11 protein-coding genes and 2 pseudogenes are annotated in these 15,090 nt (G+C 62.6%); 4 read left to right on the plus strand and 9 right to left on the minus strand.

Going from position 1 to position 15,090, the window contains the following annotated elements:
- Nucleotides 1-106: 106 nt before the first annotated feature.
- Nucleotides 107-610 (plus strand): hypothetical protein, encoded by a 504-nt coding sequence (locus ISF28_RS22905; protein ID WP_198119486.1) that lies wholly within the window; start codon nucleotides 107-109, stop codon nucleotides 608-610.
- A gap of 58 nt (nucleotides 611-668) precedes the next feature.
- On the opposite strand, the gene ISF28_RS22910 is transcribed toward ISF28_RS22905, so the two are convergent.
- Nucleotides 669-2,021 carry a glycosyltransferase gene (locus tag ISF28_RS22910; RefSeq protein WP_198119487.1) on the minus strand — a complete coding sequence of 451 codons (1,353 nt, stop codon included), beginning with the start codon at nucleotides 2,019-2,021 and terminating at the stop codon, nucleotides 669-671.
- A 505-nt stretch (nucleotides 2,022-2,526) separates the two neighbouring features.
- On the opposite strand from ISF28_RS22910, the gene ISF28_RS22915 reads away from it, so the two are divergent.
- Complete coding sequence (locus tag ISF28_RS22915; protein WP_198119488.1) at nucleotides 2,527-3,963, plus strand: sugar porter family MFS transporter; 1,437 nt, start codon at nucleotides 2,527-2,529, stop codon at nucleotides 3,961-3,963.
- A gap of 398 nt (nucleotides 3,964-4,361) precedes the next feature.
- Here the strand turns inward: ISF28_RS22915 and ISF28_RS22920 are convergent, their stop codons facing one another.
- Nucleotides 4,362-6,551 carry an OsmC domain/YcaO domain-containing protein gene (locus ISF28_RS22920; RefSeq protein ID WP_198119489.1) on the minus strand — a complete coding sequence of 730 codons (2,190 nt, stop codon included), beginning with the start codon at nucleotides 6,549-6,551 and terminating at the stop codon, nucleotides 4,362-4,364.
- A 295-nt stretch (nucleotides 6,552-6,846) separates the two neighbouring features.
- Nucleotides 6,847-7,911 (minus strand): glycoside hydrolase family 62 protein, encoded by a 1,065-nt coding sequence (locus ISF28_RS22925; protein ID WP_198119490.1) that lies wholly within the window; start codon nucleotides 7,909-7,911, stop codon nucleotides 6,847-6,849.
- Nucleotides 7,912-8,281: 370 nt separating this feature from the next.
- Between ISF28_RS22925 and ISF28_RS22930 the strand changes: the two genes are divergently transcribed.
- Complete coding sequence (locus ISF28_RS22930) at nucleotides 8,282-9,298, plus strand: sulfurtransferase (protein WP_198119491.1); 1,017 nt, start codon at nucleotides 8,282-8,284, stop codon at nucleotides 9,296-9,298.
- Between the two features lie 29 nt (nucleotides 9,299-9,327).
- Here ISF28_RS22930 and ISF28_RS31275 read toward each other — a convergent pair.
- From ISF28_RS31275 to ISF28_RS22955, 6 genes and pseudogenes are all read right to left on the minus strand, one after another.
- Nucleotides 9,328-9,384: pseudogene (locus ISF28_RS31275) on the minus strand (hypothetical protein); the annotation flags it as partial.
- Nucleotides 9,381-9,755 (minus strand): CNNM metal transporter family protein, encoded by a 375-nt coding sequence (locus ISF28_RS22935; protein WP_198119492.1) that lies wholly within the window; start codon nucleotides 9,753-9,755, stop codon nucleotides 9,381-9,383. The pseudogene ISF28_RS31275 and the gene ISF28_RS22935, both read right to left, overlap by 4 nt.
- A gap of 327 nt (nucleotides 9,756-10,082) precedes the next feature.
- Nucleotides 10,083-10,865, minus strand: a complete 783-nt coding sequence (locus ISF28_RS22940) for a hypothetical protein (RefSeq protein ID WP_229519302.1) — start codon at nucleotides 10,863-10,865, stop codon at nucleotides 10,083-10,085.
- A 56-nt stretch (nucleotides 10,866-10,921) separates the two neighbouring features.
- Nucleotides 10,922-11,140: pseudogene (locus ISF28_RS31280) on the minus strand (peptidoglycan-binding domain-containing protein); the annotation flags it as partial.
- A 175-nt stretch (nucleotides 11,141-11,315) separates the two neighbouring features.
- A complete protein-coding gene (locus ISF28_RS31085) occupies nucleotides 11,316-12,794 on the minus strand; it encodes an amidohydrolase family protein (RefSeq protein ID WP_198119495.1) in 1,479 nt (492 codons plus the stop codon).
- A gap of 139 nt (nucleotides 12,795-12,933) precedes the next feature.
- Nucleotides 12,934-13,551: a hypothetical protein gene (locus ISF28_RS22955; RefSeq protein WP_198119496.1), complete on the minus strand. Its 618-nt coding sequence runs from the start codon at nucleotides 13,549-13,551 to the stop codon at nucleotides 12,934-12,936.
- Between the two features lie 238 nt (nucleotides 13,552-13,789).
- Here ISF28_RS22955 and ISF28_RS22960 point away from each other — a divergent pair, with 238 nt between their 5' ends.
- Nucleotides 13,790-15,055, plus strand: a complete 1,266-nt coding sequence (locus ISF28_RS22960; protein WP_267876974.1) for a DUF2272 domain-containing protein — start codon at nucleotides 13,790-13,792, stop codon at nucleotides 15,053-15,055.
- Nucleotides 15,056-15,090 lie beyond the last annotated feature (35 nt).

The raw sequence follows: 15,090 nt of genomic DNA on the forward strand, positions 1-15,090 counted from the left end.
TCGGCGTGGATTTCGCGCATCTGCTGGCGCAGCGCCACCGGCTGGACCAGGCGGGCATCGCGATCGACGTGCTGATCAACAACGCGGGCCGAAGGAAGAGATCTTCGTGGCCCTGCTCGAAGACGCGTTCACGCAGTTATTCCACGCGCTCGGCCCGCTGCTCGACGGCCTGCCCCGTGGCGGCGCCGGCGTCGCCGACGTGTTCGCGGCGGGGTTCGGCCGGCTCGTCGCGGACAGCGGCGACCTGCTCCCGCTCGCGGCCCTGACCAACGCGATCCTCGAACAGAATCTACCCGTGGAGCCCATGCGGCGCTTCAAGCGCATCCTGGCTGGCGGCATCGGGACCGCGGGCGCGCGCCTGGAAGCCCATACCGGCCTGTCGCCCGCTGGCACCGGCGAGACGCTGCTGCTGCATACGTATGCACTCACGCTTGGGCTGTGGCAGGCGCTCGCCTATCCCCCCGCGCTGCAATCCCTGCTGCGGGAACCGGAGTTGCGCGGCCTGGACCGCCAGTTTGGAACCGAACTCGAGCGCGCCATCGCCGCCCTGTGGCGCGGCTATTTCCAGAGTCAAGATGCGCGCCCAAACGCGGAATCGAGCGAATCGTAATTTCATCCATTGGCCGGCCGATCGGCCCCGTCGAACATCATCAGGCCGCTCGAACCGATCAACGGTAGAGACAAGCTCCGGCGCCGGGTTGGAGCGACCGCGCCACCGCCAACGCGGATTGGCCGCTCGTCGGTATTTCTACGTTCTCGGAGCGAGGGCTTGCGACTGCGCAGCGCCGCAAGATCGTGTCGCACGCGATCGACACGGGCTCCCCGGCAAAGCGGGACGCAATGTCCCTGCAGCGGTCGTGCACACGGGCGTCAGAGATCAACTCGCCCAACGTCGCCGCTGCTGTTTTCGCATTGTAGTCGGACGGAAGGATTTCGCGAGCGACACCGAGATTGGTCGCGGCCAGCGCATTGTCGAATTGATCGTACGCCACCGGACGGATCAATTGAGGAACGCCTGCCCGCAGCGCTTGGCTGGTCGTGCCGATGCCCCCGTGATGCACGAAGGCAGCCAGTTTCGGCAGCAGCGCTCGGAAAGGGGCATACGGTACGTGAAGCACGGTTGGCGGAAGTTGAGCGGGTATTTGTTCACGGAAGTGGGACAGAAGAATACCGCGCATCCCGGCACGTTCACATGCCCGAACCGAATGGGCGAAGAATTCCCGGGCATTGGCGGTCGCCGTGCCGGCGGAGAAGCCGACAGGCGGACTCCCTGCTGAAATGAACTCGCTGATCCATGCGGCGAGCGGTTCATGGATACCGTGGTCATAGAGCGGAAATCCGGTCAGCACCAGTTCCGATGGCCAATCAGGCTGAGGGCTAGAAAACCAGTCCGGGAACATCCCCAGTACACAGTCTGCTCGATGTATCCACGACTGAAAGACGTTTTCCACCGGTGACAAGCCCAGTCGGCTGCGCAACGCATTGAATGGTGCCGTGAAATGCGGGTTGTAGAACGCCTTGTCCATGACCCGCCATGAAAGCCGCTTGACCGACAGCGGGGCTTTTAGCCTGAGCCAATCGAAATTGGGGGTAAGGCGTGCCGGACGGATATTGGATCGTATCGCGGCGGCCGCCAGGTGAACCGTCGCACAAGGAAGGCCATGCGTTTCAGCAATCAGCCGATGCGCAAACATGAGTGAGCCGCCAATCGCCAGCGTCTGGCCCGGCAGGATGTCAGCCTGCATCGCTGCGTAATAGGACTCGGTGAGCCGTGCAAATTCGCGCGCCACCGCGGCCATCGCCTTCACCGGGTCGCTCTCCGACTGAGCCGAGAAAAAAGCGTTGTACTCTTGAATCGTGCCCACGGGCCGAAAGGCAGCGCCGGCCTGCGAAACGAGCCTGGCAAAAAATGGGTTTCCGTATAACACAACCTCGTGCCCACGTTTGATGAATTCGCTCGCGAGAGCGACGAACGGCAAGACATCCCCGTGACTGCCCGCCGTCGTAATGAGTATGCGCATGATTTAATCCCTGCTGGTGATATCAGATGAATTGCTTGGCCTAAGAAAGCGATGTCGGCTTCGTGCTGCGCATTCTGGACCTCGCACCAGGCCTGGTATTGAACGGAAACGACAAGGCAAAACAACGTGATTTTTCGAGATCGTTGTCAATGACATCCCCACTCCTGAAGGTCGTCACGAGCGAACGTCGTACCCGCCCTCGCAATGCATTGACACGCGGACGGAAATCAGCCAGACTCAGCAAAGATGTTAGCGCTATTTGTTTGATGATACAGGATGTTATAGCCGCTCTATATCGCGATGCACCCGTCGCCGCCACTGCTTGCCTGCCGCGCTCCCGGGAGCACCGATCCGCACACTGGCAGAGGTAACATGCTGGTGTACGAGGAAAACTGGCGCGCCACCAGCAGGAGGGCGTGCCGCCCGGCCAGAAGCCATGGCAGGAAATCGACCACACCGCTGTCGGGGCGTGGCGCAGATGCAATAACAAACCAAGGAGACTTTTATGAACAGCACCAGTGCCGTCGAGAGCACAATGTCCATCCAGGAGGCGGAAAACACCCGCCTCATCATTCTGATCAGCTGCGTGGCCACCATTGGCGGCTTCCTGTTCGGCTTTGACAGTGGCGTCATCAACGGCACCGTCGACGGCCTGAAGCAGGCCTTCCATTCGACCTCCGCCGAGCTCGGATTCGAAGTCGCTTCGATGCTGCTGGGCTGCGCGCTCGGCGCCTTCACCGCCGGCCGGCTGGGCGACCTCTGGGGACGCCGTACGGTCCTGCTCATCTCGTCCGTGATGTTCCTGATGTCGGCGCTGGGCGCGGGCTTTGCAACGGTCTCGGCCGTCTTCGTCGCCGCCCGCATGCTGGGCGGCTTCGCGGTCGGCGCGGCCAGCGTGATGTCGCCGGCCTACATCGCCGAGGTGGCCTCGGCCCGCTACCGGGGCCGGCTGGCGACGGTCCAGCAGATCGCCATCATCAGCGGCCTGTTCTGCGCCTTCCTGAGCAATTATGGCCTGGCACACGCGGCCGGCGCTTCGACCGGCGTGCTGTGGCAGGGACAAGAAGCATGGCGCTGGATGTTCTGGATGATGGCGATTCCGTCCGTGCTGTTCCTGCTGCTGCTGCTGACGATCCCGGAAAGCCCGCGCTTCCTCGTCGCAAAGAAGCGCAAGGACGAGGCACTGGCCGTGCTGCAACGCCTGTACGGCGCTGCCGTGGCCCGCGCGAAATTCGACGCGATCGACGTGTCGCTGGCGGAAGACCACCACCGTCCGCGCCTGTCGGACCTGGTCAACAAGACCACCGGCAAGCTGCGCCCGATCGTCTGGGTCGGCATCGGCCTGGCGACGTTCCAGCAGCTGGTCGGCATCAACGTGGTGTTCTATTACGGCGCGGTGCTGTGGCAGGCCGTGGGCTTTTCCGAGAGCGATGCCTTGCTGATCAACGTCCTGTCCGGTGGCCTGAGCATCGGCGCCTGCATCGTCACGGTGTTCCTGATCGACCGCATCGGCCGCAAGCCCCTGCTGTGGATCGGCTCGGCCGGCATGGCGGTGACGCTCGGCCTGGTGGCGATCGCCTTCGCCAGCGCCTCGCTCGACGCCAACGGCAAACTGGCCCTGTCCGGCACGATGGGCGTGGTGGCCCTGGCCGCGGCGAACATCTACGTAATCTTCTTCAACATCTCCTGGGGTCCGGTGATGTGGGTCATGCTGGGCGAGATGTTCCCCAACCAGATCCGCGGCTCCGGCCTGGCGGTCGCCGGCGCGGCCCAATGGACGTCCAACTTCCTGATTACGGTGACCTTCCCAATGCTGCTCACCGGCATCGGCCTGGCGGGCGCTTACGGCCTGTACACCCTGGCCGCGGTGATCTCGATCTACTTCGTGCTGCGCTACGTGCATGAAACGCGCGGCAAGGAATTGGAGCAGATGGAAGGCTGAGGGCGCGCGGTACTGCCGCTGGCAGCCAACTAAAATGTCGTTGATGATCGGATCCGCATCATCAACGACATTTCGTTTTTCAAGCGGTTCTCATGGGCGATCAAGAGGGACATATACGCCACGCGCAGCTCGGCCGGCCCTTCGGCAGGCGCGCTCTTCCCGTCCCTGCCTTGGAGCGGCACGCCGATGAGGCTCACTTCCACCATTGCCTCGAAAGGCACGCCCTGCACGCCCCGGGAGCGCGGCTGGCCGGTCAGCGAAATCTCGGCCTTCAGCGGCTTGGCGCCCTGTTCACGCTCTGGCTGCCGCTGGAAGTCGCCACGCTCGCTCGAACCTGAACGGCTCAGCTCGACGGCAACGCCATCCTGTCGATGACGACGCCCGGGTCCACGGCGCGGTCAGCGTCTGGCCCGCGCCTGATGCAGTTTCTTGTAGCTGTCCATCAGGCGATGATGCCGGTCGAGCCCTTCCAGTTTCATGCTCGTCGGCGTCAAGCCGTGGAAGCGCACGCTGCCGTCGACCGAACCCAGCACCGCGTCCATCCGCGGATTGCCGTACATCCGGCGCAAATTGGTCACGTAATCGTCCAGTTCCAGCTCGTCGTCCAGCACGACGTGCAGCACCACGTTCAACGCCTGATAGAACAAGCGCCGCTCGACGGTATTGTCGTTGTATTGCAGGAAGGCGCCCACCAGTTCGTGCGCCTCTTCGAATCGCTGCAAGGCGAGATTGATCAGCAACCGCAATTCGAGGACCGTCAACTGGCCCCACTCCGTGTTTTCGTCGAACTCGATGCCGATCAGGGTGGCGATGTCGGAATACTCGTCCAGCTCGTTGTTCTCCAGACGATCCAGCAGCGCGGCCAGGGCGGCTTCGTCCAGGCGATGCAGGTTCAGGATATCTTCGCGGAACAGTAGCGACTTGTTGGTATTGTCCCAGACCAGATCCTCGACCGGGTAGATTTCCGAATAGCCGGGCACCAGAATACGGCATGCCGTGGCGCCCAACTCGTCGTAGACCGCCATGTACACCTCCTTGCCCATGTCTTCGAGAATCCCGAGCAGGGTCGCGGCTTCCTCGGCATTGGCGTCCTTGCCTCGCGCGGTGAAATCCCACTCGACGAAATCGTGGTCCGCCCCGGCACTGAAAAAGCGCCACGACACCACGCCGCTGGAATCGATGAAGTGCTCGACGAAGTTATAGGGCTCGGTCACGGCTTCGCTGGCGAAGGTCGGTTGCGGCAAATCGTTCAGGCCTTCGAAACTGCGCCCCTGCAGCAATTCCGTCAGACTCCGTTCCAGCGCCACCTCGAAGCTCGGGTGCGCGCCGAACGACGCGAACACGCCGCCGGTGCGCGGGTTCATCAACGTCACGCACATGACCGGATAGGCGCCGCCCAGCGACGCATCCTTGACCAGCACCGGAAAGCCCTGCGCTTCCAGTTCCTGAATCCCTGCCACGATGCCCGGGTATTTCGCCAGCACGTCCTGCGGCACATCCGGCAATGCGATCTCGCCTTCCAGGATCTCGCGTTTTACCGCCCGCTCGAAAATCTCGGACAGGCATTGCACCTGTGCTTCGGCCAGCGTATTCCCGGCGCTCATGCCATTGCTGGCGTAGAGATTTTCGATCAGGTTGGACGGGAAATACACCACCTCGCCGTCCGACTGCCGCACGAAGGGCAGCGAACAGATACCGCGCGCCACATTGCCGGAATTGGTGTCGTAGAGGTGCGATCCGCGCAACTCGCCGTCCGGGTCGTAAATGTCGCGGCAGTACGCATCGAGGATCCCATCCGGCAGCGCATCGTCGGGACCCGGCTGGAACCAGCGCTCGTTCGGGTAATGGACGAAGGCCGCGTTGGCGATCTCCTCGCCCCAGTAGCTGCCGGCATAGAAATGGTTGTTGCTGACCCGTTCGATATACTCGCCCAGGGCGGACGCCAACGCGCTTTCCTTGGTCGCGCCCTTGCCGTTGGTGAAACACATCGGCGAATGCGCATCGCGGATATGCAGCGACCACACGTTCGGTACGATATTTCGCCACGACGCGATTTCGATCTTGATGCCAAGGTCCGCCAGCAGCGCCGACATATTGGCGATGGTGTGCTCCAGCGGCAGATCCTTGCCGGGGATATACGTCGCCGCGTCGGCGGCAGGCTGCAGCGCCAGCAATGCCTGCGCATCGGCATCCAGGTTCGCCACTTCTTCGATGACGAACTCGGGCCCGGTCTGCACCACTTTTTTGACGGTACAACGGTCGATCGAGCGCAAGATTCCCTGGCGGTCCTTTTCCGAGATGTCCGGCGGGAGTTCGACCTGGATCTTGAAAATCTGCTGGTAACGGTTTTCGGGGTCGACGATATTATTCTGCGACAGCCGAATATTTTCGGTCGGAATATTGCGGGTGTTGCAATACAACTTCACGAAGTACGCCGCGCACAAGGCCGACGAGGCCAGAAAATAATCGAACGGGCCGGGCGCCGAGCCATCGCCCTTGTAGCGGATAGGCTGATCGGCGACGACCGTGAAGTCATCGAACTTGGCTTCAAGACGCAGCTTGTCGAGAAAGTTGACCTTAATTTCCATCGGAGATTTCCAAACTAATCAAAATACAAAGCCCTGTGCAGACAGGGCTTTGCAGTCAATCAACCACCCGGGGGATCACTCCCACTCGATGGCCAATGGCTAAGTTTTCTAGGGTTTTTGCAGCATTTCTGGCTCAGTACCATTCAGGATACCATGCCAGGCGCATTGCCCCACAACCCAGCAACAACGGCCATTACCTCGGTTTTGCCTGGAAACACGCGCGATCAAAGGGAGAACGAACGCGACGAGCGTCTTCCTGTAGAAATATTGCATGTTTACGAACTACGGCGGGATCCTAGCGGCAGAGTGCGCTCACCGGGTTGTCCCCCTTCGCCGTGATGACGCTCAGGCGATACGGAAGTTTGATGTAGTCGTCCACATGCACGGCCGGGTTATTGCCCTGGAAGAGGTATTCGAGCGGCCGGCAAGGATCGATCGTCATCGTTTGATCGGCATTCTCCCGAATCATTTCGCCGTGAGAAATACCGTCCGACCACAGCCCGTCGACGTTATCGCGGCCGGCAAACGTATTCATTGGCGCGGACGAGAACGGCTCCCATTTTCCATCCAGCCCGTTGCTCTTCCAGATCCGGAAATAGCGCCCTTGCGGCGACATGGCCTCCACCAGCGTGATGTAGGTATTCGTGTTGGCAATCTTGTAGGTATTGCTCGCCTCGAACAGGTCTTCCGTTTTTCCGGTGAGCACGGCGACCGTATTGTGGAAGCCATTCGGGAACTGGGCGATATCGGTTTCGGAGCGCAACAGACGACCGTGGTCGTCGGTATTGAACAGGTAGCACTTCTTATCGTCGCAGATCACCCAGAAATCCAGCCAGCCCCCGCCTTGCGGTGGCTTGACGATGTCCGGGACGACCGGAAAGAATGGTTTGGGGGCGCTCCAGGACATGGGATCGCCGATATCTTTCGAGGTGGAATAAAGTGGATCGCCGCCCTGGTAAACGAGATACCAGGTTTTTTGCGGAGCAAAATAAAAGACTTGCGGCGCGGCGCGATAACCCGGTCCCATCGGGGATTTGGCCAGCGGGACGATTTTCGCGGATGCCGCGTCCGACCACTTGTCGAAGCTCGTGTACGCGAGCCCCCAGCCAGCCGACCCGGCGGTCGTCATGAAAACATGAAATTTGCCGTTCACGTGGACGATCGAAGGATCTTTTACCGCATAGATGGTCTGGTCCGGCTCCGGTTGAGGCGCGATCAGCGGCGCGCTCGCTGTCCAGTGAAACGCGGTCGCTTTCGTCGCCGCCGGCTCTGCGGTACGGCCCGTGGTCGTGCTGCATCCGGCCAGGACGGCCAAGATGGCCATGACGGCCGCCCCGAGAAGGCCTCTTCTGAATTTCATGAATCTTCCCTAGTTATTGCGGACTTCCGCTTTCCCGACGTGCGCAAGTATTTAATATATAAGATACTTTCGAGAGTATAGATGACCCGTCGGTGGGCCGCAACATGTCTGCCGCCGGACACCACGCGCAGCGCGGACAACGCGGCCAGGTATCATGTGCGGGTGCCGGCCCCGGACACCCGGGATCGATAACGCATGCGGCGCGGAAGGACGGCCGTCCGCCCCCCTTTTTTCCGACGAATCCGATCATGAATAACATCACGCAGCAGCAGCTGCGCGCGATGATGACCACGGCCGACGCCGACGCCCGCAGCGGCCGGGGGCCGGGTCCTGTACCATACGGGCCCGGCCCTTTTTACCATCGTCGTCCTTGAACCGCATCCCGTCCCCAGGCCCGCGCCGCGACCTCGCCCGCGCGCGCCACCTCGTCACGCCCGCGTGGATCGCGGGCCTCGTCGCCGGCGCGCCGGTCGCCGCGCCGCCCGCCGGCGCCTGGCGCCTGTTCGAGGCCGGCTGCGGCGCCGCCGCGGCCTTCGCGGCCGGCCACGTGCCGCGCGCCGGCTACCTCGACACGGCGTGGTTCGAGCGCGGGCCGCTGTGGAACAAGGTGCCGGACGCCGAACTGGCGCGGCTGCTGCCCGCGCACGGCATCCGCCACGACGTCACCGTCGTCCTGTACGGCCGCAACGTGCTGGCCGCGGCGCGCATCGCGCACCTGCTGCTGGTGGCAGGCGTCGCCGACGTGCGCCTGCTCGACGGCGGCTTCGCGGCCTGGCAACGGGCCGGGCTGGCGCTGGAAGCGGGGCCGCCGCGGCGCGGCCCGGCGGCGGCAGGCTTCGGCGCCGCGCTGCCCGCGCGGCCCGACTGGCTGTTCGACATGGACGGGGTGCGGCGCCTGCAGGCCGACGGCCGGGGCACCCTGGTCAGCATCCGCACGTGGGACGAATTCGTCGGCCGCACCTCGGGCTACGGCTACATCGACGCCAGTGGCGAGATCCCGGGCGCGCTGTGGGGCCGCGCCGGCGTCGACGGCGACGTGAACAGCATGGCCGCGTTCCACGACGCCGCCGGGTGCATGAAGCCGGCGGCGGCCATCCGCGCGATGTGGGCGGCGGCGGGCATCCGCCCGGAACGGCAGGTCGTGTTCTACTGCGGCACCGGCTGGCGCGCGTCGCTGGCGTTCTTCTACGCCTGGCTGATGGGCTGGGAGCGCATCGCCGTGTACGACGGCGGCTGGTGCGAATGGAGCCGCGACCCGGCCAATCCGGTCGTGCGCCGCGGCGCGCACAGGACCGCCTCTCAGGAACCAGCCGGCGAATCCGCCGGCGCAGCACTCGGCGCGGCGCGCGTGCCGATCCGCTTCACCGGCAGCTGGTCGACGCGGTAGTGGTCGACGTCCAGCACCTCGAACCGCATCCCGTCGTATTCGACGCTGTCGGTGGGCCTGGGCACCTTGCGCGGCATGTCCATCATGAAGCCGGCCGCCGTCTCGGCAAGCGCTTCATGTCCGCCACCGGCATGCGGCCGTCGATCAGCCACGAGCCGTCCTCGCGCTGCATGGCCTGCTGGTCGGCCGCCAGCGGCGCGCCCCACTTGCCCATCACGGTGACCATGATGTCGCTCGGCGTGACGACGCCGACGACGAGCGCGTATTCGTTGATCACGACCGCGAACGTCTCCTTGGTGGCGCGGAAGCGGTCGCGCAGTTCGGACAGGGTCAGCGTGTCGGGAATGATCAGGACCGTGCGGATGCTCGATTCGTTCAGCTGGAAGCGCGACTGGTTGTTCAACAGGCGCACGAGGATGTCGCACGTGTCGACGTAGCCGATCACGCGGTCGATCACGCCGTCGCACACCGGGAATTTACCGCAGAATGGATGAACCACCCGTCATGACGCTTGCCGACCTCGCCCGCGCGATCCTGCTGTCCGCCCTCCTCGGCGCGTCCGCGTGCTCGACCCGTCACGCCCGTTGAAAGGCCTGGCATGGGTTCCGATATCGGCATATTGGCGCCTAGCCGAATCCCACTTTCCCAATCGCGGAAAAGCGCCGGAACATCGCGGGCGCATCATCGTCGCCTGCGCGAGGAAGAAGGCGGTCCAGTAGATCCGCCAGGCTCCCTGCGGATGCCAATGGATCCACTTGGCCGGCGCCGGCATCGTAGCGACCGCTCAACAACAATTCCGCCACCAGCCCGTGCGAGCAAGCACGCAGTCCCGCGTCCGCGGCACCCAAAGGGCGTGCGCTCCCCTGATCCCGCCACAGCGCGCGCGCCGGCAGGAACATGTCCACCGCGCGCCGGAAAACGGCAAGAGCTTCAACCTGGTCGCGTCGTAACTGAACTTCCCTTCAGCCTGCGGTGCCAGCGACAGCGGCAACGCGTCCGGACGGCCGGCGTCGGGCCACAACTCGGCACTGTCGGGCAGCGTGTACACCGGCAGCGCCTCGGTCGCCTCGCTGTGCGGGCATTGCCGTGCGCCGGCCTGGTCGCGTGCGCCGGAAGGCAGATCGAGCCAGCACTCGAACTCGACGAACAGATTGTAATGCGCGGGCGTACCCGGCGGCGGATAGACGATGAAGCCGGTGGCATTGGCCAGCGCCTGGTCGTCGCCGCGGTCGAGTGTGAAGCCGAACGGACCGAAGCAGTCGAGCAGCGCATCGGCGGCTGGCAGCGCCAGCGCGATGCCGGCATCGAGGTTGTGGTCCTGCAGCGGACCGTAGCGCAGCGCGGTCGGTTTCAGGCTGTCGCCGATTTCGGGCTTGACCGTCGCAAGCCGCGCGGCCAGGCGTTCTCCGATGCCGTACTCGCGGAACCAGATCTCGTCAAGCACGACCAGAAATGGCGTGACGTCACCCGCGGTCTGGCCACGCGGGCTATTCGGCATCCTGGACAGCAAGGGGATGACCGCGAAGACGCGCGGTGGCTTGATCCGTGCCGGGGCGCCGCGGAACATGCGTCGCGCACTCCACGAATACCACGTCTTCCTCGAAGGCGCGGCGCGTCGACCACCCCGGTCATCAAGAGGCCGTTGGCGCGCTGCACCCGCTGCACCGCGCGCCGCATTGCGATCCCAAAGTTGCCATCGACGTTCGTCAATGCAGGTTCGGGGGCCCCGCCGCTTTCGCTCGGGACCTTCTGCTTCTGGAGGGCGCCTTGCAACACGGAGACCGCGTCGCCGCACGCACCTCGGCAATAGACCGGCTCAAGCGCCACGGGACCTCCATGCACACGGTGCTTCGGAGGCGCATATCGTATCGGGACTCGTCATCGCTGACCTCCTTCCTGACGTCAATCGGCGCTGGGCTATCGAACAAACGCAGCCGCGTGCAAGCCGCTGAAATACTGCGGCGCCCGGAAGACTGCGTATTTCCCAGGAACCGCTAACCGGCCGTGGAAGGCCGCTTCACCCGAAGTGGTCGATCAATTTCGGCGCGAAGCGTAATGCATTTCCCCAAAAAAATGCGTTACGCACACCTGTGTCATACGGTTCCATCAACTGGACAAAAAACTCGAGATACCCCCGGACGTGATTGACCATGTCGGGCATATGCCAGTCGGTACCGTAGGCCACTTTGTCAAGAAACGGATACGTCCCCGCCACCGCACATGCCGACGCAAAATTTTTCATGAAAGTCGCTTTTGCGTCCGCTTCGAAAAGCTCGGTGATGTATCCGAGTTCACAATAAACGTTCGGTTTCTGCACACAGAGTTCGACCACCGTCCTTGCAAAATTGTCGGAGTCCTGCCATTGCTCGTCCGTTGCGGCCATCCACCCGTACGAGCGATGCATTCCATTGGTTGCGTCTCCGCCGCCCGCATGACCGAAACACAGACGCAAGTTCTCCCACCGCGGATCGTCGAGTACTTTCCGCCATCTGGCCGGATGCGCATTCCATCCAAGTTTTTCACGCGTCTGGAAACCGACGGGCGTGCAATGCACAAACACGGGAGCTCCGCGGTCGATGCAAAAATCGAAAAAGGCGTCAATCGTCGGTTGGAAATGCGGGTCATCCGCCGGTGCGTATCCCATCGCAGGATAGAACTTGAAACCGACGAAGCCGCTATCCAGGGCATACTGCGCGCGCTCCAGCCAATTCTCCCGCCGCGGATCGAACGCGGCGAAGCCGGCGACCTTGCCCTTGTTCGTCGCTTCCAGCTCCTTCATCTTGTCGAGCTGATTCGGGTAAACGGGATAACGCGGGCTTTCCTGACCTGCGTAGGCCATCTGCATATCCATCATGAAATGGACGACCTGCAGTTGTGGCAAGTCCTTGCCATAACCTTCGAAGATCTTGTCCAGCAACGCCTGTTCGGATTTCAGCATCGTCAGGAAGAACTCCAGGTAGTTTTCCACATGGCCCCATGCGCCAGGCTCCATGAGCTTCGCCACGATATGCAGCGCCATGCGCAAAACGTTGCCGGCCCAGGCCAGGAGATCCGCCCCCGATGGCGCCAGGAAGCCGGCTTCGGCCGGCCGCGGCGGCGGCACCTCGCCAGTCCAGCCCTCTGCGGCGTAATCGATCTCCGAAAGGTCGACGATCAACTGCATGATGCGCCCTGCGTCGATTCCGTCGGATGTCTCGCCCGAGTCCGGTGCGCCGCGGAGGGCCGGTGCCTGGCCGGCCCCGGCAAGCTCGAAGTGGGCAATCGCCCAGATCTTGTCGAGCAAATACGCATCCTTCTCGTCCGGATCCGTCGGCATGGGCACGAAGTCGTCCGATTTGTAGCTCGATCCTGTCATTTCCTCGAGCAGGGCCGCCGCGCGATCGGCCAGCGGACTCGAATCCTTGTTCATCGCGTTGGCGATGACGCTCGCAAGGGGCACGTAGCGAGCATTGAACAGGTGGGTGTGCAAATCGATGATTCGCGAAGGATATGTCACGGTGTCTCCTCGTGATAGTCGTGCGTGCGGGCTCGCGCGCCGCGCCGGGCGGCAGCGGCCCTCGCCCTCTGGTCAGGCTTCCTGTACGTCCGCCTGCACGCCTACCGGCTTGCCGTCCGGTCCTGCAGGTGTGACGGCATCAGGCAACGGCGTGTTCGCTGCAGCAGCCGCCCCGGCCGGCGGCGCGATGTCGTCTCCCGTTGCGGCACCACCGGAGGAAATCGCCAGCCAGAACGCTGGAAGCACGAGCAGGGAACCGGCAGTCACCAGGCGTGGCGACCTGCCCCGGCGCCGGGATTGCGCCCGCCTGAAGCAAGGCGGCGGCGGGAGCCTGGTTTCCAGCGGGAGCAGCAGCAGCAGGAGCCCGCGGGTCGGCGGGTGGAGGCTCGGGTGTCTTGTTCGCGTTTCTACCCGAGCTGTCCTCGAGAGGAAGATAGCGGTTGATGAATCCCTCGATGAAGTCGGTGCCCGCATAGCCGATTCCGACGAGGGCAAAGAACATGTTGGTCGCCTCGGTCCCATCCTTGAAAGTCGGGAGCGTGTTCAGAGTGAAGACGCCGATGCCGCCGGCAATCGCCCCGATCAGCAGGCTCGACCAGAGTCGTCGGCTGTCGAACACGTCGTCCTGAAAAGACAATCCATTCGCAACCGCCTGCTCCTGCGCCTTTTTCAAGCCAACCACGACGCGCAGCCCCTGGCCGAACATGCCACCGATTGCACCAAACGTCACCAGCGAAAGGACTTCGTTGATCTGCATGGGTCACTCCATCAGGGAATCATTCAAAGTGCGGCCGTGCCGGAGACTGGCGCCGAAATTGCGGAATACGCGGCAGACAGGCGGGAGGCCGGTCAATAATTTTCATTCCGAACAATACTGTCGACCAATAATCGGTCGTCAAATGACAGACTGTCAATTAGCAAATATGTTAGTAATAATTTATAGGTGACTCTGTTATCTCTATGCAACGCTCAGTCACTACACTAAGGAAGCAGTGATGTCTCGAGGAATATCAACAAACGTATCGGTCGCTGGACTCGCAGACTGTCTACGGCTCGGGAATATCGCGTTCGTGTGCCGCTACTACAGCACGACCACCGGCATGCCCCAGAAAAGATTGACGCCAGCGGAAGCCAAGGCACTGATGGACCAGGGGATCAACCTCGTCGCTATCTATGAAGACGGGCCGACCAATCCCGACTATTTCAAGGACAAACGTGGCGAGCGAGATGGTCTGCATGCGCATCGGTATGCGGTGGAACTCGGACAACCGGAAGACAGCGCAATTTATTTTGCGGTGGACTACGACGCGACAGCCGACGAGACGCACGGCGTGATCGCACAATATTTCAAAGACGTGCGCGAGGGTCTGGCGGCAGCCGCCGGCGGAACGCCGCGTTATCGAATCGGCGTATACGGATCGGGTCAGGTCTGCGCCCATATCAAGGAAACGCTGGGAATCGCCCGCTATGCGATGCTGGCCGAATCGCACGGCTGGGCCGGCCACGACTATCCTTCCCCGAATCTCAGGCAGGAAATCGCCGCCACTCCGCTTTGTACCCTCTCGTCCGGCGGGCACGGGACTTACGAAGACACGTTCGCCGACGGCGATTATGGTGGCTTCTCGACGCTGCAGGCTAATATCGACAGCATGCTGAAATTTGCGGAGGACAACGCGACACCGTCCGAAACGCCGAGTGAATTCGTGAACCGGATCGTGGATCTCGCAAACCAGCAGTATCTAAAATATCATCAATATGTCGAGAGCGATTCCCCGCTCAAGGAGCAGATCCGCACATATTGGCAAGATCTCGGCTACATATTTCCGGGGGTTGAAACCGCGTGGTCAGCGGTGTTCATTTCCTGGCTTATGCGCATGGGAGGCGCGGCGCCTGCGGACTTCAAGGCATCAAACGCTCACTCGCGCTTTGTCTACTGGGCGATCGCGAATGCCCGGGCCGAGCGGGGACTGTTCCGTGGTTATCCCATTGAATCCTGCGCACCTCGGGTGGGCGACCTGATTCACAATAATCGCGGCAAACAGAAGCTCGACTTCGCCTTCGCCGCGACACACGAAGCCTATGAAAGCCATTCTGCCCTGGTCGTTGCATTGGGCCGGGACGATTCCGGCGCCTTTGCCCTTACCGTGGGCGGCAATGAAGGCGATACGGTCGGTCGCAAGCGGGTTCCGCTCGGAGCTGATGGAAAAATCCTGCAACGTAACGAAAACCCGTTCATCTGCGTAGTGCGAAACTTGAAGTAAGGCGTGGCGAACCTTGCCGACAAGGAACCGGGGAA

The organism is Massilia rhizosphaerae, from assembly GCF_016093545.1.
Classification (GTDB): Bacteria; Pseudomonadota; Gammaproteobacteria; order Burkholderiales; family Burkholderiaceae_D; genus Telluria; species Telluria rhizosphaerae.